The 20,275-nt window shown below is 51.3% G+C and carries 20 protein-coding genes; 7 read left to right on the top strand and 13 right to left on the bottom strand.

All coding sequences use genetic code 11. The features are described from left to right. Window positions 1–189: 189 nt before the first annotated feature. Window positions 190–1,119: a 1-phosphofructokinase family hexose kinase gene (locus tag NYE74_RS04985; protein ID WP_051985183.1), complete on the bottom strand. Its 930-nt coding sequence runs from the start codon at window positions 1,117–1,119 to the stop codon at window positions 190–192. Continuing rightward, window positions 1,116–2,084, bottom strand: a complete 969-nt coding sequence (gene fba, locus NYE74_RS04980) for a class II fructose-1,6-bisphosphate aldolase (RefSeq protein WP_082207618.1) — start codon at window positions 2,082–2,084, stop codon at window positions 1,116–1,118. Before fba ends, NYE74_RS04985 begins: the two co-directional genes overlap by 4 nt. A 734-nt stretch (window positions 2,085–2,818) precedes the next feature. Here fba and NYE74_RS04975 point away from each other — a divergent pair. After that, window positions 2,819–3,865: an SIS domain-containing protein gene (locus NYE74_RS04975; RefSeq protein ID WP_278738235.1), complete on the top strand. Its 1,047-nt coding sequence runs from the start codon at window positions 2,819–2,821 to the stop codon at window positions 3,863–3,865. A 626-nt stretch (window positions 3,866–4,491) separates the two neighbouring features. Here the strand turns inward: NYE74_RS04975 and NYE74_RS04970 are convergent. Together NYE74_RS04970 and NYE74_RS04965 are read right to left on the bottom strand one after the other, a co-directional pair. Continuing rightward, entirely contained in the window at window positions 4,492–5,601 is a 1,110-nt protein-coding gene (locus tag NYE74_RS04970) for an MBL fold metallo-hydrolase (protein WP_036618749.1), read from the bottom strand. 95 nt (window positions 5,602–5,696) lie between these two features. After that, complete coding sequence (locus NYE74_RS04965; protein WP_036618746.1) at window positions 5,697–6,422, bottom strand: MerR family DNA-binding transcriptional regulator; 726 nt, start codon at window positions 6,420–6,422, stop codon at window positions 5,697–5,699. Between the two features lie 160 nt (window positions 6,423–6,582). On the opposite strand from NYE74_RS04965, the gene NYE74_RS04960 reads away from it, so the two are divergent. From NYE74_RS04960 to NYE74_RS04935, 6 genes are all read left to right on the top strand, one after another. After that, complete coding sequence (locus NYE74_RS04960) at window positions 6,583–7,467, top strand: alpha/beta fold hydrolase (protein WP_036618743.1); 885 nt, start codon at window positions 6,583–6,585, stop codon at window positions 7,465–7,467. Between the two features lie 299 nt (window positions 7,468–7,766). Further along, a complete protein-coding gene (locus tag NYE74_RS04955; protein WP_124332344.1) occupies window positions 7,767–10,070 on the top strand; it encodes a hypothetical protein in 2,304 nt (767 codons plus the stop codon). Between the two features lie 18 nt (window positions 10,071–10,088). Next, window positions 10,089–10,427: a hypothetical protein gene (locus NYE74_RS04950; RefSeq protein WP_036618736.1), complete on the top strand. Its 339-nt coding sequence runs from the start codon at window positions 10,089–10,091 to the stop codon at window positions 10,425–10,427. 523 nt (window positions 10,428–10,950) lie between these two features. Then, complete coding sequence (locus NYE74_RS04945) at window positions 10,951–11,454, top strand: hypothetical protein (protein ID WP_227872800.1); 504 nt, start codon at window positions 10,951–10,953, stop codon at window positions 11,452–11,454. 71 nt (window positions 11,455–11,525) lie between these two features. Further along, entirely contained in the window at window positions 11,526–11,744 is a 219-nt protein-coding gene (locus NYE74_RS04940; protein ID WP_036618733.1) for a hypothetical protein, read from the top strand. 6 nt (window positions 11,745–11,750) lie between these two features. Then, window positions 11,751–12,116, top strand: a complete 366-nt coding sequence (locus NYE74_RS04935; protein WP_304363941.1) for a pentapeptide repeat-containing protein — start codon at window positions 11,751–11,753, stop codon at window positions 12,114–12,116. Window positions 12,117–12,609: 493 nt separating this feature from the next. Here the strand turns inward: NYE74_RS04935 and NYE74_RS04930 are convergent, their stop codons facing one another. The 9 genes from NYE74_RS04930 to NYE74_RS04890 are packed head-to-tail and all read right to left on the bottom strand — an operon-like array spanning window position 12,610 to window position 20,143. Continuing rightward, complete coding sequence (locus NYE74_RS04930; protein ID WP_036618731.1) at window positions 12,610–13,620, bottom strand: phage tail protein; 1,011 nt, start codon at window positions 13,618–13,620, stop codon at window positions 12,610–12,612. Next, window positions 13,620–13,907: a hypothetical protein gene (locus NYE74_RS04925; protein WP_036618728.1), complete on the bottom strand. Its 288-nt coding sequence runs from the start codon at window positions 13,905–13,907 to the stop codon at window positions 13,620–13,622. The genes NYE74_RS04930 and NYE74_RS04925 overlap by 1 nt, the downstream gene beginning before the upstream one ends. Beyond that, complete coding sequence (locus NYE74_RS04920; RefSeq protein WP_036618726.1) at window positions 13,904–14,494, bottom strand: putative phage tail protein; 591 nt, start codon at window positions 14,492–14,494, stop codon at window positions 13,904–13,906. The genes NYE74_RS04925 and NYE74_RS04920 overlap by 4 nt, the downstream gene beginning before the upstream one ends. Continuing rightward, window positions 14,487–15,566: a baseplate J/gp47 family protein gene (locus NYE74_RS04915; protein ID WP_036618723.1), complete on the bottom strand. Its 1,080-nt coding sequence runs from the start codon at window positions 15,564–15,566 to the stop codon at window positions 14,487–14,489. The genes NYE74_RS04920 and NYE74_RS04915 overlap by 8 nt, the downstream gene beginning before the upstream one ends. Then, the gene (locus NYE74_RS04910) at window positions 15,559–15,963 is read right to left on the bottom strand and encodes a DUF2634 domain-containing protein (RefSeq protein ID WP_036618721.1); all 405 of its coding nucleotides are present in this window, start codon (window positions 15,961–15,963) and stop codon (window positions 15,559–15,561) included. Before NYE74_RS04910 ends, NYE74_RS04915 begins: the two co-directional genes overlap by 8 nt. Next, the gene (locus tag NYE74_RS04905) at window positions 15,960–16,433 is read right to left on the bottom strand and encodes a DUF2577 domain-containing protein (protein ID WP_124332342.1); all 474 of its coding nucleotides are present in this window, start codon (window positions 16,431–16,433) and stop codon (window positions 15,960–15,962) included. Before NYE74_RS04905 ends, NYE74_RS04910 begins: the two co-directional genes overlap by 4 nt. Beyond that, the gene (locus tag NYE74_RS04900) at window positions 16,434–17,417 is read right to left on the bottom strand and encodes an XkdQ/YqbQ family protein (protein WP_082207616.1); all 984 of its coding nucleotides are present in this window, start codon (window positions 17,415–17,417) and stop codon (window positions 16,434–16,436) included. It abuts the gene before it with no gap. Further along, on the bottom strand, window positions 17,414–18,082 hold the full coding sequence (locus NYE74_RS04895) for a LysM peptidoglycan-binding domain-containing protein (RefSeq protein ID WP_036618716.1): 669 nt from the start codon (window positions 18,080–18,082) through the stop codon (window positions 17,414–17,416). Before NYE74_RS04895 ends, NYE74_RS04900 begins: the two co-directional genes overlap by 4 nt. Before the next feature lie 12 nt (window positions 18,083–18,094). Further along, window positions 18,095–20,143, bottom strand: coding sequence for a hypothetical protein (locus NYE74_RS04890; protein ID WP_278738234.1), 2,049 nt, complete (start codon window positions 20,141–20,143; stop codon window positions 18,095–18,097). Window positions 20,144–20,275: the final 132 nt, after the last annotated feature.

Genomic DNA, 20,275 nt, shown 5'->3' with positions numbered 1-20,275 from the left:
CTCCTTGATTCTACTTCGTGATCAAAAGATGACTTTTTGAACATCCTCTTTGATATATCTGAGCCGTACAGCCCGTGTTAGCTCTATTGTGGAGGATGAAAGGATAGATTGCAATACGCCGAAATGAACCCGCATCCTGCTGCAAAATCCGTTAGAAAAACGCGCTTCCGCACGCTTTTGCCGGCCCCTTCACAAAGCTATGATTTGTACCTGACTCTCGTACTCCCGGAAAAGATGGCAATCGATATCCCCCGCTTTGGCGGACATCGCATTGGCCGCGGCCGCCGCAGCGGCGGTGCGCAGTCTGTCTGCGGCCGAATCGCCGCGTTCCTCCGCATACGCCATGCCGGCCACAAAAGCGTCGCCGCAGCCCACGGTATTCACGGGACGAATGGCCGGCGGCGTCACCACATACCCCGCTCCATCCAGAACCGCCACGGCTCCGCGGCTGCCCAGCGTGACGCACACCTCGGCGATTCCCTGATCGGCCAGCAGTTGGGCAGCCCGGACCCATTCGCTTAGCTCCCGCGGTTCGCGTCCCAGCCATCCGGCCAGTTCCTGCTCGTTGGGCTTCACGAAGCGGGGCGACGCGGTCAGCCCGGCGCTGAAGGCCGCTCCGCCGGTATCCAGAAAGGCCTTGGCGCCGGCGGACCGGACGATGCCGATCAGTTCCGCGTACATATTTTCCGGCGCGCCCGCGGGCAAACTGCCGGAGAGCACGACTATGCTGGAATTTTGGGCCAGATCGTGCAGCGTTTCCTTAATTGCGGCTGCCTCCGTCTCCGTCATGGCCGGTCCTTGCCCGAGCAGTTCGGTGGAGCTTCCGCTGGACTCATCCAGGATGTTGAGGCAGACCCGCGACTCTCCCGGGGCGTGGACAAAAGCGGTCTCTATGCCCCGTTCGGCCAGGCCGCGTTCAATGAACGCGCCGCTCGCGCCGGCGATGATGCCGGTGGCGGTGACCTGGCCGCCTAGCTGGCGGATCACCTTGGCGACATTGTTGCCTTTGCCACCTGGCTCATCTACTTGCCGGGCCACCCGGTGCACCTGGCCCAGGCTGAACCTGTCGACGTAACACGTCCGGTCGATGGCTGCGTTGAGTGTGACCGTGGTGATCATCGGGCTGCGCCGGCCTTGCCGGTTGTTCCGGTTGCGTCAACAATCCCGGATGTTGCGGTCGTGTCGCTCGTTGCGGTTGTTTTTCCTGCTGCTATGGTCGTGCCGGTTTTCCCCGCTTTTCCGGCGGAGCCGCAGAGCCGCATTTTTTCCATTGCCAGCCGTTTGACCGCTTCCTTCGCCGGAACCATGTATTTGCGCGGGTCGTTTTCTTCGGGATCGGCCGCAAACACGCCTTTGATCGCGTCGGAGAAGGCGATGCGCAATTCGGTGGCGATGTTCACCTTGGACATCCCCAGCGCGACCGCCTGATGGATCTGCTCGGCCGGAATGCCCGACCCGCCGTGCAGCACCAAAGGAACGGACACGCGGTCCGCGATCCGCGCAATCCGCCCAAAATCAATGTTCGGCCGGCCCTTGTAAATGCCGTGGGCGGTTCCGATCGCGGGCGCTAGCGTAGGTACGCCGGTGCGTTCGATGAACAGCGCGCATTCTTCGGGATCGGCCAACGACGCTTGCCGCTCATCGACGACAATGTCATCCTCGACACCGCCGACCTTGCCGAGCTCCGCCTCCACGTTTACGCCGGAGGCCTTGGCGATCTCCATCACTTTGCTGGTCCGCTCCACGTTTTCCTCAAAAGGAAACATGGAGGCGTCGATCATAACCGAGGTGTAACCGGCGCGGATGCATTGGATGATCGTCGGAAAATCCGTGCAATGGTCCAAATGCAGCGCCATGGGCAGACCCGTCCGGTCCGCCGCGGTTTTGGCCGCATGGGCGAGGTAATCCGCACCCAGATGTTTGACGGTGCCCACCGTCGATTGAATAATGAGCGGGGAGTCCATTTCCACCGCCGCTTCAACGACCGCCTGAAGCATCTCCAGGGTGTGCACATTAAAGGCGGCGACGGCGTATTTATCCCTGCGGGCCGCTTGCAGCATTTCAGTAGACGAGATAAGTGGCATATCCTTTCCCCCTTAAAAGGTTTCGCCGCGCAGCGGGTGTGAAGGGAGCACCAGGGCCTCGTTATTGGAAAGAGACGTTGAGAGCCCGTTTACACAAAAGGCCATGTGCCCCTTTTATACGCGGGCCTGGCAACCCCTTTTATGCGATGGCATTGCCCCCACCTATTTGGGCTCGGCTGGCGGCGGTTTGAACGAGTTTAACGCCCTCCTTTCGTGAGTGGGGCGATTCGGGAATAACGTGAGTGGTGAGACTGGTGCGACAGCAAAGCTAATCCTAACGGACACCACAGACCTTATTGGGCATGGATGAGCACGTATCCGAACTTTTTGAGCAAATAGAGGCTCTCCTGTCCGTTAGAAATGAAAACGGCGTCTTTTCTGGCAAATAAGGTCGTTCAGGTCCGTTAGCCTTCGTGCGGTATGCGGTAAGCTGTATGCGGTCGATCCACGGCACACCAACGTTCACGTTATTTTTGAATCGGTCCACATAGACAAATGATTGCAACTGCCGGTTGATAAATCGGATGATTGATGCTTGGATGAATCTTGTGCTTGTGATCATAATAATCGTTTATTTTGATTAAATCAATCATTTTGTAAAAATTTATTGCTCAGTTCGCAAATTTTATTCCGTTTTATTGATTGAAGCAATCTTTTTTATTGCATTTTTGATCGAAATGATTATAGAATTGACATAAAGCGTCATTTTAATTCATTTACGGGAGGTACCTTTTATGAGTTTGACGTACAGTGAAATAAAAGGCCAATACAAGGCCTTGCAGCAGACTTACGATTATATGCTGGCCAAGCGTGCTGAGTTTACGGCATTTGTTCGAGCGCAAGGGGTGAACTCTGTGACCTTCGTTGGCTCCGGTTCCAGCTACTGCTTGAGCGAAGCGGCCTCCTTCTCCTTCCGGTTGCGCGCCGGACTGCCTGCGGTTTCCCTGGCCGCCGGCGACCTGATGCTCCATGCTGACCGCTACCGCCCTATGTTGGCGGGCACCCTGGCGATCGCGCCGTCACGGTCCGGCAGCACCAGCGAGGTGGTTGAAGCGTTGCGGTTGATCCAATCCGATGAAAAGCGCATTCCCGTGTTGGCAATTTCCTGTGTGGAAGATTCTCCGCTTTCCTTAACGGCCGATTTTTCTCTCGAACTGCCGTGGGCTTTTGACCATAGTGTCTGCCAGACCCGCACAGTCGTCAACCTGTATGCGGCCAACCTCCTGCTCGCCGCCTTCCTGGCCGGAGACGAGGCGCTGATTGCCGATATGCAGACGGCTATTCACCAGGGCGAAGCCTACATGGCGCGCGTGGAGGACGGCATCCGCCGGGTGTGCGATTTCACCTGGACAAACGCCGTTGTACTAGCGGACGGCGAGCTGCAGGGACTGGCCGCCGAGGGCGCGATCGCCCTGACCGAAATCGCCAAGACGCAAGCGCACGCCTACCATCTCCTTGATGTCCGCCACGGACCGATGGTGACGGTTGGACCGGATACGCTAGTGATCGCGGCCCTGTCGGATACCGGCATCGACCATCAGCGCAACCTGATGCGCGATATCAAAGACCGCGGCGCCACCGTGATCGCGTTTGCCGATCGGGCGGCGGCAGTGCCGCATGAGATCGTTGACCTCGCGATCACGACGGAGCGGCCGCTGGACGCTGCGGTGCGGGGCATTCCGTTCATTTTCATCCCGCAAATCGCCGCTCTGACCAGCGCAGAACGCCACGGCATCAACCCGGATCAGCCCGACGGGCTGGTGGCCTGGGTTAAGCTGTAAACGAAACTGTCGCCGCATGCCGTATGGTAGGGGCCGGGACCGAGTGGTTCCGGTCCTTTGAACTGATGAGTCGAGTCCTTTTGGTTGATGAGTCGGCTACTTTGAGCTGGCCTGTCCGGTCTTTTGGGCTGGAGAAAAAGTCATGGCGCCCAAAGATAAACGAGATTCGGCCTTCCGTGGCCTTTCATGGCCTGCCATAACACCATTGATCCCGATATCCCCGGAAATAACGGTAATTTATGTCGCTATTGGGACGGATTTTCCCTCCGTTCTCCAAATAGCGGACATTTATGTTCCTATTTCCCCCGGGGCCCGGAGATATTAGCCTTAGACCACCCGCCCACTGAAATAACGACCAAAAAGTCCTCTATTAGCCCCAGCTTCCGCTCAATGACGAAAATAGCGCCGAAAAAGGGCGTTATTTTCGCTCGGCGGCACTAAGCGGCTACTAGGCAGCACTAGGCAGCACTAGGTGGCACGCAACACAGAGCAGTATTGAGCAGCACTGGACAGCACTCTGCCCGCACAAAAAAAGCTTTTCCGCAAGGGATCGTAGATTTCAATCTTGATCGCCCTCATCCTCAAGGAAAAGCTCCTGCTTATGCGTCCGCCTCTGCCCGCCATCGCTACTTCCACCACGCCTCGGCCGGATATTCGGACGCGCCCACCTTGACGGGCTCCCCGATTTTCGGCGTTGTGATCGGGACGCCCCGCCGCCCGGCCTCTTCGGTCAGCCGACGCACCGGATCGTACCAGCTGTGCATCGCCAGCGTAAACGCGCCCCAATGCACCGGAAGCAGCACGTTCCCTTTGACGTCCAGATGGGCCCGCACCGTCTGCTCGGGAAGCAGGTGGACATCAATCCACCGTTCATCATACTGGCCGCACTCCATTAAGGTGAGATCAAACGGGCCGTATTTTTCGCCGATTTCCTTGAAATGGGGTCCGTACCCGCTGTCCCCGCAGTAATACACCCTCGTCTCCGGCGTCGCGATGACCCACGAACACCATAGTCCGCCGTCGCGGCTAAACAGCCCCCTGCCGGAAAAATGACGGGCCGGCGTACAGGCTAGCCGAACGCCTTGAAACTCCAGTTCATCCCACCAGTCGTGTTCGCTGATCCGCTCGGGCGCGACGCCCCACCGTTCCAAATGACAGCGGACGCCCAGCGGCACGATAAACCGTGTCACCCGGTCCTTCAACCGCTTGATCGTACCGTAGTCGAGATGATCGTAATGATCATGCGACAAAACGATGGCATCGATTGCCGGAAGCTCGTCCAGGCCGCCGAATGGCAGCTCTTGGTTGTACCTTTTTCCGCCCATTCCCTTGATCGGAAATGAAGAGGGACCAAACATCGGGTCCAGCAGCATCCGCGTCCCCCCAAGTTGCAGCAGCAGGGCCGAATGGCCAAACCAGATCACCGTGTCCTCCTTGATCCCTTCAATCGCCTGCCGATCCAGCTTGACCTGCGGGAGGGGCCGGTCCGGCCTCAGATGAGGTTTGCGTTGCAGGTATTCGCGCAGAGCCGTTAGAAGACTGCCGGGGAGCGGCGCCATCAACTGTGTGTGCAGGGGGTACTCGAACTTTTTTCCGTTATAGTTGGGAGACTGCCGGTAACGCTCCATCTCTGCGGGCGACGGCTTGCCGCCAAAGGGCGGGTACAGCTTCATAAACAAATCGAAGCCGACGGCGATGAGCACCACGAGGCAAATGAGGGTAAAGAAAACAAGCATACGCTTGTACCTCCTTCTTTTTAGCGGCTGATGAGAGATTTGTTGCCGGGCTTGAGCTGACCGGAAGGGCTGAGGAATACGGCATTCGGGAGAGGTCAAGTTTGCCCAGGCGAGGTTTGCTCACGATAAAAAGTTACATATTTCATCAATTCGGCGATGCCTTGGAATCGAGTCGTAAGTTGATGATTTAATTTTTGCAGAGCCAGTTGAAAAGACCGCTCCACTTTCGTGTAGTGCTGTGTTTCGAGTTCATTTAGCAACTGTTTCATATTTTCGATGTAATGGATCGTTTTTCGCAGGCTGCTGATCACAATGACTTTCTTCAGTTCGGATGTGGTGTACATTCTGTACCCGTTCCCCCGCTCTCTCTCCGATTTGATCAGTCCTTCCTTCTCCCAGTGCCGGATCGCCGAAGGATTAACGCCGGCCAACGCGGCAACTTCCCCGATTTTCATCGTTTCCGTAACCTTGACGTTGCAGTATTTGGAGAAATCCGCGTTTTTGATCATCATTAAAACTTCCTCAACTCTATGCTTCTCCTCCTGTAGGATGTGCAGTTGCCGGTTGATTAACCAGAAAGCCTCCACCGTGTTCCCCTTTTTAATATTTTGCATCGCCTCATAGACCACCGGGATGTCATACCCTTGAAGCAACATTCGGATAACGGTGAAAGCCTGTACGTGAACAGGCCGGTAGCATCTGCGGTTACTGGCCGTTCTATGGACATGTGGAATTAGCCCCTGTTCCTCGTATCTTCGCAAAGTTGTGGTGCTGATGTTTAACATTTTTGCTATTTGTTTCGGTGTATATACTTCGTTCATTCCTGCCCCCCCAGTGAAAAGATTAAAGTTAAACCCTAAAGTGCTGCGTTAATATTGACCATTAATATAACACGAATACCAAGGCATGATGAGCGGCAAAGCGAAAGATTGCATGAATGTTATACGATGATAATATAACCGCCCTAAGGAGTGATTTGTGTTGAAAAAAACGATAACTCTGCCCGATAATTCAGTCATCGAAGTGGGGCTGCTTGCCGGACAATCGAACCCCAAAACGATCATGCTGCCCGTCGCCAAAAAACCGGTATACGGTCAAGAGGCCGAAAGTTTAAAGCAGTGGGGCGTTGACCCGGAATTGGGAAAGCGCTTGGTAGAAGGGCTCGCCGACCGGTTTCAGGTTTTATTTTTCGATTATGAAGGGCACTTGTTTCAAAATCCCGTTCCGGACTACCTCACCCCGGAGCATATCGTGAACGATTTCCTGCACATCGCGGATGAAATGAACATCCGGCAGTTTAGCTACTACGGATATTCCTGGCTGGCGCTTGCTGGATTGCAGCTGGCGGTCAGGACGGATCGTTTGGAAAGTTTGATCATGGGTGGCTTCCCGCCTTGCGAAGGGCCGTACCGTGAAATGCTGGCCGTCACCGAAAAAACCTATCAGCAAGCGCTGCAGCAAAAGCAAAATGCGGTTCCCCAGCAAGCGGACTCCGAAAATCCGGCGGATTTCGATTGGGATAACGTCAACGTCACGATCGATCCGTCCGTAACCAAGCAGTTTATGACGTTGTACCGTAGCTTGATAGGCTTTGACGGCCGAAGCGTACTGGAGAAGCTGCCGATTCCCAAGCTCGCTTTTGCCGGGGAGCAGGACACAATCGTTTACGGCGAAAACTTCGGCAATGTTACGGTCGACATCGTTGGGCGCTTGAAAAAGAACCAGAGTCTGTTGGGGCAAGCGGGGTGGGATGTTGAAATTATGCCGGGGAGCGGCATGGATCATACAAAGGCAATGCAGCCTGACGTGGTGTTGCCCGTGATCAAACCTTGGCTTGTGGAAAAATTGTTGGGCGGAAAGCGCTGATAGGCGGATTCGGGTGAGGAACGCTGATGCGGGGAATCGGGTGAGCAAAAGACAGGGCCGTGAACGTCATGTTCGCGGTCCTGTTCGCTGTTAATCGGCTGTTAGTCGATTGTTAGTCGATTGGATAGCCTGCGGTTGGCACACCATGTTGAGCCGCAATAATGGGACTTTCGTATAACGAAATTTGTACGATGTATCTATTGTCCGGCCTGGTTCATATTGGTAGAATACCCGTGAATATACTGGGTGGTGGTAAATTTTACCGAGTACATACGTCCACCTAAAGGCGGAGATCAAGCATGTTGCAAAAGGTAAATCCCGATCAAATCGAGCAGTTGTCTCGCCAACTGGACCGGTTAAGGCAGACCTTTGAAGAGACAAACACCGGGATGTACCGGGAACTGAACCGGCTGATCGGCAGTGTGGAATCGGCTTATCATGAAAATAACGTGCGCTCGGCGGCGCGGGCGGCAAGGGATCGGCTGCAAAAGATCATGTCGCTGTCGATGCAGTTGGACGATCATATGAGGAGCAAGGCGAAAGCTCTGACGATGGCCGCCGGCCAATATCGCCAAACCGAAAAAGAGATGCTGGCGTTAACCCGTGCCAAGAAACCGCCGGTGTTTACTTTAAAGGGGCTGCTCCAGAGCGGGTTGAACCGGTTTGCAGGCATTGCGGCAGGGGATGGAGCGGGCCCACAGACGGCTACGGCAGCGTATCCCTCCATCCTGCAGTTGATCAAAGAGTCTTTGCTGAAGATTCAGGAATGGTCGCTTGAAAGCCGTCTTGCCCCGGTCAAAGAAGATGCGCGGATCGCTGCTCTTTTGGCTAGCTTGGACACCGGAAGTGCAGAGGAGCAGTTGAACGCAAGAAGAGAACTCGAGATTATCGCGAAAAGTTTCGAAGAAATCGCCCGCAGCCAGGCGGCCTACCGTATTTACATGGTATATGGAAACCGGATGTACATGGAGCAGACCCATCAAGAGGCTGAGAAGTATCGCAAGGTGTTGGCCGATTTAGGCGTATCGCAGGAGTGGTTCAAGGAAGAAGTCAGCTTGGCGGAGTTCCAAAAAGGCTCGCCTTTGGACGCCTGCGCATACAATCCGCTCAAACAGGACAGATCCCCAATGCCAAAGGAAAGCGAACTGCGGCTTGTCATCGCAGCCGGAATGCTGAACGCCGTGTACCGGGAATGGGCGCGTAGCCACTACGATCAAATCGAAGCTGCTGTTCTTAAGGCCGCCGAGCAAAGACGAAATCTTCAGGAACAACTTGATACGTATAACCGGGAGGTTCCCGAGGAAGACATTCGCAAGTTGCAGCAATATTTGAAAGACATGAACATCTATCACGGCGAAATCACCGGAAAGTACAACGAGGAATTTTTGATCGCGGTCGCGGGCTACCAACACATTGCGAATACCGTCAGTTCCGTGGCCGCGGTGCGCCGGGACATGTTCGGCCTGGACGGCTACCAATTTGAAGTGGACGGCAAAATTACGAAAGAGCTGCTGGAATTGGCTTATGCCGAGAGAGGGCTGGGCATCCGCAATAATCCGGACCTGGACACCCGCGGAATGAGCACGGCTTTCACGACGGTAGGCGTCGGGGAGGGCATCGTCAAGCAACTTGGTGAAGATGCCAAAGATTTGATTGAGTACGCAATAAGCGTTCAGCCAACCAGCCTGCAGTTCTGGACAGAAACCATCCCGGGATATTACGATCTGGGTAAAGCGATCGCCGGCGGCGAGATCACCTACGATGACGTTAAAAATACAGTCGGCGAAGGGTTAGCCCAAGAATTCGTCGTTCCTTTTGAACAAATCAATGAGCTGTCCGACAAAATCTTCAGCGGCAAAGCCACCTACGAAGAGAGCGTAACCTATGGCCGCGCTTTGACCAAAGCCGTTATGGCGCTAACGCTGGTAAGCGGAGCGGCCAAATCCGGCGCCAAGATTTCGGCGAAGACGTCGAAGAAATTGGCTGAGTTGTTGCCGAAGATTTCCGGTTCGGTGAAGGTCGAAAGAGGACTGACCTCCGGGGGCATGATGGCCCCCATCCCCGGAACGAGCGTCGATGATATCGTCCTCCCCAGAACCCCGGCGCAGGAGAATTACCTGAAGTTTATTGAGGAGAGGGAGCGGGGAGTTGGGGGGACGCCAAAAACCCCCGAATATAATACAAAGATAAAATGGGGCATCAATGATATTAATGCACGTCCATATGGTAAAGGTTTCTTTGGTGAAAGAATACCTCAGAATAATCCAAGAGTAGATGACTTTGAACTAAAAATAAATCCTAACAACGAAAGTTATTATTTACCTCATCCAAAAGGGGGGTATGTACAGTTTGAGAACCTTTTAGAGGATGTTTTGCAGGATGGCAAGCTTATAATAAAACCGAAATCATTCTATCACGTTGATGAACTACCTGAATTTGCTAAGAATAAAGTAGTACAAGAGGCATTAAGACAGCAAGAGGCGGCAGTTACTGCAGGTTATAAGGTAGAATGGTTAGTATCTGATGAGAAGGCTGTAGAACAATTGACAAACTTATTTAATTCTAGAAAAATCGATATTGATGTGAGGTTCTTTCCTGAATAGTCACTAGGGGTGAGATGTATGAGAATTTTAAAGGAAGAAGAAATTAAGAAATATATTTCTGATGAAGAACTACAGAATTTCTACAATGATTCTATAAATGATGCTCATTTAAACGAGTTGTTGGCATATTATTCTTATTTAAAGAACAATGTTAGCGCAATCCCTCTGGATAAACAAAGTATTTATTACAGTATTTATTATTGGTATGTACAGTTTAAAGAACGGTACTTTCAAGTTTATGGGCATGATTCAGGAATCGAACAAGAAGGATTTAAATTATTAGAAGAGCTGGACTATCAACTTGAGGATGGTGTAAATTGGGGGCTAATTGAAAAAATAGAACTCAAGGATATTTAACTCTTAGAGTAAGAGAGAGCTTATATAACCTAGAAAGACAAAATCTAAAGAAGAGATTCGGGATGTTAAATGTATAAAGAATTGGATAATCTATTATCTGCCGATACCTCTGAGGACTCATGGTACGATTATGGTTGTATTATTGCAGGCCTGGTACGTGATTTGCTGCCTAAAGTAGGCTTACCAGTAAAAAAAGTTCTTGAGGACTTCCTTGAGAAGATTCATTCTTAACAATATAGTGATGTTCATAGGTCGTCTTTGGTCAGGGTGTGCCGAAGTCGGCCTTTTCTTATCAAGCTAAAAATTCTTATTGAACAGAAACATCCTCTGAGAGCATTAATACAGGCCGAGACTCAAAGCAGACTTAGAATAACTTGAGAATGATAGATCTACTTATTGAAACTGCTAAAAGAGAATCGCGTTGATAATGAGGGAACTCAATGAATGCAGACATTAGATTAAGTTCTTTCCCGTCTGATAAAAATAGGTTGTTTCAAATTATAAAAATCAGACGCTTTGCCAATTGACAAGATTTAGCTGGTGGGAAGGTAGTGATGCCTTAGAGCAATGTGAGATTGAAGAAGAAGACGTTTTCTCATTAACCGCAGGACCAGTGTTAATGTATTTTCAATCGGGGTTAGTCATTGGGGCCGCCAGCGACCCATCGCAAAATTCGGTTATTACATGGGTTGAAAAAGATGATATAGGCTACACCACTAATGAGCCCCTCGAAAACGATCCAGAACTCTACGCTATTAGTGCCCTGGATAAACAATACAGCAATTCCTATTGGAGCCGAATAGTAGGGCAGAAAATAAGGATGGTAAATATTATTAAGCGCGATCCGCAAAATGCCTTGCTCGCCGAATTACCAAATGTGGTTGGTGTTGAGATAGTTATGGATAACGGAGAAAAATTTATACTGTCGCATGGTCTCCACAACAATTCAGACGATTTTTCAGTAATAACAGACTTATATATTGACCGGAGACTTTTGGAAAGTTTAAGGCGGGAAAATATGCTGTAGTTTATTTTAAAACAATAACCTAAGTATATTTTTAATTGTTATTCAGAGGTATGCCCGAAAAGGAGTATTGCATGGATATTAAAGATATGTTTTTGAGCCATCACCTCTGGGCACAGTCGGATGGGAAAAGTGGAAGAAAGTTAGAAATAGTAAAAAAAGAGATATGTGAACTAAATCTAACAGAGATTAATCTAAGTTGTTCTGAAATTGTTGATTCAAACGCAAGCAACTCCTTCCTGACAAATAATGATATGAGCGATTGCTACTTTTTAGGTTCTTCGTTTGATTAATCGAATTTGTCGGAATGTATGTTGAGCAAAACTGTATTCGATTATGCATCATTAAAAAATTCAATTTTGAGAAATTGCCTTGGTATAAAGGCGTCTTTTGACGACGCAAATCTTAGCTTTGCTGACTTATCCGGATCAGATATGCACCGTGCTTCTTTTCGAAGAGCGAATTCAAGTCATGCAAATTTTTACAATGTGGATCTAACAAGCGCTATATTTGATGGAGCACTTCTATGCGGGACAAGTTTTAAAGATGCAAAAGGAATTGAGGAAGTATCAGCTCAGTATATTTTTGTTGGAACAGAAGACGAACCAATAAAGCTAGAGGGCGATAATATACAGAAATGGTTGTTAGGATTTAGAAAAGAGTGACATAGTCAAAAGAGGCATACGGTATTATAATCAGATCTCCTCAAAAACTGAGCCCCCAGATACAGTTTGAAAATATCCATACTCTTGCTTGTAACACAACAATTTGATGTATGAATTTAACGTTTTTTAAAGACATGTTAAAGCCCACCTCCCATTTTGGTTAGTGGGCCTTATGATTATCCATTATTTTGTAATCATGACCGTCTTTGTCTTGTGTCCCAGTCTACCTCAGTGCCGAGCGTGTCTTAAAACTCCAATGGCCCCGGTGTTGTTTTTGTAGATGAACTGTCCTGGAATGGCTACGACAGGCTTCTTCCCGTTTTCGATAGTAATCGATCGAATGAGCCATTCATATCGAATTTCACTGTGGCCACCATTCCCGTAAACCGGATAATTTCCTAAATCAATTTAAAATCTTTAAACTCGATTGCTTCGACATAAGCCTTTATTACTTTTAAACATCCTGATCATGTATATCTCCCCTTTGTTTTGGTCAATTTAGCAACATCTTCTCTAACCACAATTTTCCTGATACCCCTCTAGCATGTACTCTTAAATAGTACCAACCAGTTAATCCTTTTGTATATATATTGAACTCTTGCCGATATCCACTACCATGATACGGTATATCACTCGATGCGATGACGCTCCCTCCGCTGTAACTTCCGTGCTGCACCGGGTCAACAACCACCCTAGCGATGTCGCTGCCCAATCTGTTGATTTGCTGTACTCCGAGGCAATAGAGTTGTGTCACGCCAGTAAAGTCTATAGGTGTTAGGGTATATAGATAACAATCTTTAGTGTCGGTCCCGGAGCCTAAATCTAGCTCAACCCTATAATAACTTGGCGGGTAATTTGCACTTGCGTATCCGGCATTTCTTTGGATACCCCACTCCACAGATGATCCAAAACCAAAGATAGATCGTACCGCTTTCGAGTCTGTGATCTTTTGAGCTATAGTAGCCCACGGATCGCTTGTGGACGCTCCTGCGCCTAGCTTGGAGTTGACGGCGCCCACAATCTGATTTTTAGCGTCAACTCCAGATTGAAAAACCTCGTTTATGGCGGCAACCGCGTTCCCCTTTGCCGACGTAAGCAGGCTTGAGAGGGGACCTACGGCGTTGCTGGCGGCATCTGCCTTGCTTTGAGCGGTAACAGCCGCACTGCTTGCCGCGCTAGCCATTCCCTGAGCGTTAGCAGCGGCAGAATTCGCCGCGTTCGCCGAGTTCTGCGCATCTGCAGCAGCCGTATTTGCAGCGTTCGCTGTATTTTGTGCCGCCACTGCTGCGTCGTATGCTGTTTTCGTGGCTTTCGGCGTCGAAGCTTCAATTTCGCTGGTGCTATTCACGGCGTTGGAGAGCTTTGTGATACCTTTTTCGGTCAGGCCTGCATCCGGGATATGAATATTATCTATAGCATTTTTCAGGCTGTTAATTTCTTCGCCGATGTTGTTCATGTCTTGTGCTTTAACCACATCTGAAATTGTCCAATCCGTTTTGGCCATTACTTTAATCCCTCCTTAAATTCAATTGTTTGTAACATTAGGTGGTCTGCCGTAATCGGGATGTTCACAGCGTTTGACGTAAACACGACGTCTGTCGAGTCTTTGAGCTCAACCAACGTGATCAAAGATACTTCTTTGACCGGCACTACATAATTGAGAGCCAGCACGTTGTTAGTAACAGCCTTTACTTCAAAATTCGTAATGACATAAGTCCCGTTGATGACCACTTTGGCTACCCGGCCATTTACATACTCGGCAACATCGTGTAGCAAATTTGAAGCTATCATTTAATCGGCACCTCCGGTCCATAAGTAAGGAATGGTTTTTCCCCGAGCTTCCAAGAGCCGTCCAGCTTGTAATTCCATGTCATTTCCCGCGCGCTGATATGCTCTTCCAGCGCAACGGCTCCCTCTAGCGCCGTGTTTTGTTGGTACACGAGGTTGGCCGGCTTGATCGTCTCAATCGTCCGGAGCACCTCTTTGAAGACGCTAGCATTGTCAATGTTGGCCGTCACCGTCAAAACCCGATTGGCATAGTCCACCGACGCGATCGTCATCCCTTTGCCGACCAGTGCGTCGAGCTGCCGCTGCAAATATCTGACGGTAAACGGAGGTTTGGTCTGGTAGCGGTTAAGAATGCGGCGCCGGCGGAACTCCAGCGTCTCTCTCGTGGGGTCCGCCTGGATGCCAAGCATCTGCTCGCGCCGTTTGATCGCCTGCAGCGCGGACGTTTCAACAAACTGGTCATCAAAAAGCTGGTCGATGGCTCCCTGAGCCAAATCAAGCTCGATGGTCTCCGTTTCGGCCAGCCGGATAAAATCTTCAATGCCGCCGTAAAAGGCCGGCAGATGGATCAAAATGCGATCATCAGACACGGAGGGTCACCGTCCCCGGCTGCGGCACCACATCGGCCTCCAGCGTTAAGTTGGCTGCCGATCCATTAACGGTCGTCCCGGTCACATCCTCGACGCCGTTCACGGTCAGGATTCGCGCATCGATCTGCGCGGTCCGGACGATGATCTGCTGCTGATTGGCCCAATCTTTCCGGAGCTCCAGCAGATAAGACGCAATCACAGCTTCAACATCTGCCTGCACCTGACCGGGCGTGACTCCTGTCGCTAGAGTCAGCGTCGTCTCGACATTGATCGGGAGGCCCGTCACTCCGGCAATGGTCACTTTATGGTCGATCGGCGCCTGACCAAATCCTTGACCGCTATTGACCGTGGGGTCGATGATCGTTTGCACCTCATCGATCAGCGCCGGCGACGGAGGCGTCCAGTCCGCGGCAATGATGGTGCACTTAACGGTCCCTCCGCCCTGCCAGACCGGGTAAACCTTGGTCGCACCGACGCCCGGGATACGATTGATCCGCTGCTTGTAATCGGCGACATTGCCGCCAAAAGCCGGTTCGTTGACGGTCTCGTAAAATCGATTGCGGAGTACATCGTCCGGCTCCTCGTCTTCCCCCGGCACCAGCACTTCAGCCAACACGGCCCGGGTCAGGTTGGCCACATAATCGATCGGCAACAGTGGACCGAACTGCGTATTACCGATCGTGCCAGGTGTCTCACAGGACATTTTATATATGCCTGTGCTGATCTTCTCTTTGACCGTAAAGGACAAATCGGCAATCGCAAACCGTGTACCCAGAGGTACATCCATGAGGTCATTGGCCGAGTTGTAAAACATCGCTTTTCGCTCCGCCGGCGTCGCCGGTATGCGGTTCACCCCAAATTCAGCCGTTTTCCGGCTCAGATATTCGCCGCTGGCCGTGTCCACGAATGAAAGAGTGTAGTTAACGTCCAATTCAATGTACATTTGGGCCAGCTCGGCCGCGGCCGGTGCGCATGCGTCATAAATAACGCTGCCCTCCCTTTTGTCGATCGTATCCGGTACCCGGGAGAGCATTCGCTGCAGTATAAAATCAAAAGTCATGTGTTCATACACTACGTCTCACCTCCTGCTCAAAACTGCCGTACGCTGTCACCACGGTAAAACGGATGATGAGTCGATCGCCATCTACTTCAACCTCCACATTTTCCAGCGAGTCGATCCGGTCATCAGGCAATAATGCCTCCCGAATCATCCGGTTCGCCTCGGACCGGGCAAATACTGGGCTGCTGCCGAGCAGCAGCGTTAGCTCGTGGCCATAATCGAATGAATAGATGTCATACCAAAAGCGATCCGTCTGGAAAACCTTGAATACCGCCTGTTTGATGGCGTCCAAGCCGTCCGTCTTCCCGGCGATGCGTCCCCTGCCCAAATCAATTTGCCAAGTCAGGGACGGCATGGGCTGGTCCACTAACGGCTCGTTTAACAGATTCTCGTCTGTTTCCGGTATCATGATCCGCTCACCACCCTATCCCATACGACATATTTTTGACCGCCTTGTACTCTCAGCAACAGAACCGCATCACCGGCTTGCAGCCCTTCGCGGATCACAATTTTTTCCGGCAAAGCGTCCCCCGTCATTCCACCGTTGTACGCGTGGTTGTGTTTTAAATCGAGTTTGTCCAGCAGCGCGTCGCCGGCAATTCCGCCATCGAATGTGTGGTTATGCTGGAGATCGATCTTTTCCGGCAACGCATCGCGGGTAACTCCTCCGTCAAACGTATGGTTGTGTTTTAGATCGATTTCATATCGGGTTAAGCGTTCTGTCACATACAAAAAATCCGCAGTGAGTGTAAACCGTTGATCAACGATTACCTCCAGCGGATTCACCTTGCTTATTTCGCCGAACAGCACTGCGACAGGGTTGCCGGCATGGACGGCGTCTGTTGCAGCTTTTTTCAATGTACCTAGTAAATCCGCCATTCACACCACCCTCAAATCCAGTGTCATTGTATGCACCGCCCCGTCGAAGTCGTGAGAACACTCATCCACCAGCAGCGCCTGATCGACGCCGTATTCCGATATGATAATCCGGACGCGCATGCCGGCGCGGACGCGGATATCCCCCAGGGCGTTTACCTTAAGCGACTTGGTCTCACGGTTCTTAAGCTTGGCCAGTTTATCCAGAAGCTCGCTGATCTGCGCCGTGTTGTAGTCTTCATCTACCGACTGGTAGTGCTGCAGCAAGCCCCAGCGCTTAATATTGACGCTGTCCTTGGCCATGTAAATTTCACGTTTACCGGTCTCCTTGTTGTCCTTATATAACTTAATCTGGTTGTACGTATCACTGTCGATCGAGCGTTTAACCTCATAGTCGTACATCAGACTGCCGTCGCCGATAATCAGATCCAACCCGGCATCATTCACCTCGCGCAGGCAGAGCGAACCGAAATCGTCGTAGAGGCAGTAGTCGCGGCCTGTATGGTGAAGGGTCAAGGTGATCGCCTTGTCGATGATATCCAGCAGCTTTTTACCATCCTCGGTCATCGTCGGGATTCGGTGCTTCGTATCAGCCACCGTCCCGAGCTTCAGATTGAAATCCTTGGCGATCCGCTGCACAACCTCCGTCGCCGTGACGCCCGTAAATACGTAGGTGTCGGTGTTCATTAGATACCTGATCTGATCGTACGCGGTGATCTTGACGGCTTCGTCCCGGCCCTCGTCAATGCTGAAAATATAGCCGTGGAACACATTCGTGTCATTCACCCGGACCCGCACGATATCCCCATTGTTGTACGTAAAATTAGTGGTTTGAAAAGGAGAACCTTTAATCAGCGTAAAAGAAACGCTCCCCGCCTTGCCGATCCGGGATGTCTTCCAGGACAGGCCTTTCACGATTTCGCTAACATCCCATTCGGCGTCGTTGCCGGTCCCCTGCCGATTGATGATTTTCACAGCCATGGTCATGGCAGCTTCAGCACCTTTCCTACAGGCAGCCGTTTCAGGTCGGAGTCCTTAATTCCGTTTAGCTTCTGGATTTCCTTCCAAAGGGCTCCATTGCCGAGCTTCGTCTGAGCCACCTTCCACAGACTGTCGCCGGCAACCATCGTATAGTTCTTCGGTTGCTGCTTATCATTGGGCCGGGTTTTGGCCGTTTTCTTTTGTACCTGGCCGCCCCCGTTGGTGGTCTCCCGGGTAATTTTCTGGGCGGCGTAAAAAACATATTTTTTAAGCTGGATATCGTATTCAATGTCTCCGCCGCTGCCGGCCACCTCTTTCCAAGTAAAAGACTCGATGCTGGCCGGTGTATTAATGTCGTAAGTGTCACTGGTGAAAATAAACCGGATCGGCCGCTTGGCGATCATCCATTTTTCGATCATCTTGATATATTCAACCGGGTGCAACAGGTCATCCGTCGCCACAAACTTATACCATTGGGCCGGGAACAAGCCGCTAAAGCTGTATTCCGTCAACCCCCGATCCTTAATCACATTGATCTGGCCCAGCCCGGCCACATCATACGAGCTGCCTTGACCGGACTCACTGACTTTGATTTCGGAAGGGTTGATCGGCAGCTTCAGTACCTCGGCCCTGTTGTTAAAACTTAACTCAACGCCATATACTCGCACCATCCATCCCTCCTACTAACCATAGACAGCATCCGCCGAGGTGACGATATCCTGTTCTAATTTTTCTGTGATATGCGCAATGATCGTATTGATGTCGCTCTGCTGACGGACATGGGTATCCCCGAAACTGATCGACGGCTGCAAGGTAACGTAATTCTGGATATTTTTCAGTTCGGCCAGCTCACGCATCATTTTTAAATCCTCCGAGGAAATATCCACGGTTTCATTAACACGGTCCACGCTGCCGACGTTCCCGACGCTGCCGATGTTGGTGATGTTTCCGCCTCCCAAGCCTGAAATCAGAGCATCTTGGGACTGGTCTTTCCCGAAGCCGGAGGTCAAGGAATTCGTCTTATTTGCAAGCTTATCAAATTGTTCCACTGCTTTCTTGCTGCCTTTTTCAGCCTCTTCGGCAGGATTCTTATACTGCATCTTGTCTAAAGTAATGACACCATCCGGCTTCTCCGGAGCCGGTATTCCGTTCATGAAGCTTTGTACCCCATCGCTGATTCGATGGAAATTCCAGTCATCAATCTTCGGGACATCTTTTCCGGACACTTTATTAAACGCCTTGATTAAGCCGTTTGCCAATCCTTTTACGCCCTGGAACGATTTAAGAAAACCTTCGACGAAGTCTTCCGCGGAGCGCAGCATATTGTACATATACCCGCCAAACGCCATCGCCAGATCGTAGATCAGCTTTTTGATGGCATAAACCGGGTCATGGAATACGTTGAGCCAAAATTCAACAAAGCTGCTTATTACATTGTAGAGAAGTGCAAACTGGTTATACAAATAGGCAAAAAAACCGTAAAATGCTCCCGCGATAACACCGACAATGGTCTGGGCGGAGACTCCCAAATTCATCAGCACACCGATGAGTAAGGCGATTCCGGCGGCGATGAGCAGTATCGGCCAATAAACGCCCAACCATGCTATCGCTTGGGCCACAACCGGTGCAACCATCGCCCAGAGCATGATCGTCATCAGCCCCAAGGCCGCTATGATTCCGAGAACGATAAAATAAGAGGAAGAACCGTTGGACGTGAATGCTCCAAAGAACGCCGCCAGCCCATCGGCCACCTCGCCCAAAAAAGACCCCACGATGCTTAAGCCTGCCCCCAAGCCGTCGATAAAGCTCTTGAACGCATCGCTGTTCAACACTTCCAGGAAAGAGTCAAACATTGGCCCAAGCGCGTTTAGCCCCTGACGGCCTATCGATCCGAGCTGGAAGTTAAAGGTGTCTACCACCCGCTTCCATTTCACCGCCGGGGAGTCCATCATCATTTCAAAAGTTGCCTGCGTCATCCGCTGTTTGTTCAGCAGCTCATCCATCGCCGCGATGACGCCGTTCACGTTACCCTGCTGCCCCGCCGTTTGAACTCCGCTGTTATCGATCGCCCCGGCCGAAATATCGAAAGATCCTAAGCCTTCCGTACTTCCGGACAGTACTTGCGAAAGCGCATCGGCGGCCCCTTCCAACCCTTGCCCGGGGTTAAGCCGCTCAAGCCGCATCGCCAGCATATTCAGTTCGGCGAGCTGTGCGGGATCAGTCGTTATCGACATAAATTTCTGCGTACCGGCCATTGCGGTGTCCACATCTTGCCCGTACCGCAGCGCCTGCGAGGCTGTCTGGTCAAAAATCTGCTGCCCCGCCCCCGGACTGCCGGCACTGAAGGAAAGTTGATCGATTGCGGTTTGCTGCTGGGCGCCGTCGCTTAAGATCCGCCCGAGGAACTCTTTACCCGTCGATGCGATCTTACTCAGGTCCATCTTTTTAAAAGCTTCGACAAGCTTGTTCCCCTTCTTGGCGGACTCGTCCAGCTCCTGGTTAAATTCCTCTTGCGCTTGCGTGGCCTGCATCGCTTCCCGATGCGCCTTCAATTCGCTAGATATAATTTGCTGGAGGGTCTGTAAGAACTGCAGCATCACATTAACGTTGTCGTTCATCGCCCGCGCGGAGGCCTCCCAGACGACAATCGACTGCTCGGCAGGCTGGATGACTTGAGGAAGCAGATTCCTCATTCTGTCGTACACTACTATCATGGAATCTGGAGTTGCCATGGCTTCACCTTCTTTCCAGGCAGGATGTTCACTTTTTCTTCGCCGCTTTTTTCTCGGATTTGATGGTCTCCTGGATCATCGCGATGAGCGCTGCCTTTTGCTTTGCGCCCAACGCGGCGAACTCCCAGGGCA

The organism is Paenibacillus sp. FSL P4-0127, from assembly GCF_038007325.1.
GTDB classification, from domain to species: Bacteria; Bacillota; Bacilli; order Paenibacillales; family Paenibacillaceae; genus Fontibacillus; species Fontibacillus macerans.
The sequence above is the reverse complement of the archived record's forward strand: the minus strand, read 5'-3'. Positions and strand labels throughout refer to the sequence as shown.